We start from the raw sequence: 492 nt of genomic DNA on the forward strand, positions 1-492 counted from the left end.
TGCACCTGATACCCGTGAACTGGCTGGCATCGATATGGATCGCGCGACGGTGGACTACAGGCGTGATGCGGAACATCGGGTGACCCAGATCCAGTACGTGGTGAACGACGAGGCGCCGCGCACGTTTGGTTACGCGTACGACGCCCTCGGCCGACGGAGTCAGGCGACCTTCGCCAACGGAATCACGGCGACTTACGCGTGGGATGCGGCGAGCCAGTTGACGGGGATCACGTACAGGCGCGCCGACGGCAGCGTGTTCGGCGATCTGACGTATGGCTACGACCTGGCGGGGCGACGCACGAAAGCGGGCGGCAGCCTTGCAAAGGTCAACCTGCCGCAGGCGGTGAATGACGCGCAATACAACGCAGCGAATCAGTTGACGCGCTGGGCCGGCAAAACGCTGTTGTATGACCTGAACGGCAATCTCGCCAGCGACGGTGTGAACCAGTACGGCTGGAATGAACAGAACCTGCTGAGCCAGATCAGCGGCGG

At 62.8% G+C, this 492-nt stretch carries 1 pseudogene; it reads left to right on the forward strand.

The window, feature by feature from the left end:
* Positions 1–492, forward strand: a pseudogene (locus tag PQR42_RS45640) (RHS repeat-associated core domain-containing protein); the annotation flags it as partial.

It is taken from the genome of Paraburkholderia sediminicola, from assembly GCF_046027355.1.
In the GTDB taxonomy this organism is placed as follows: Bacteria; Pseudomonadota; Gammaproteobacteria; order Burkholderiales; family Burkholderiaceae; genus Paraburkholderia; species Paraburkholderia sediminicola_B.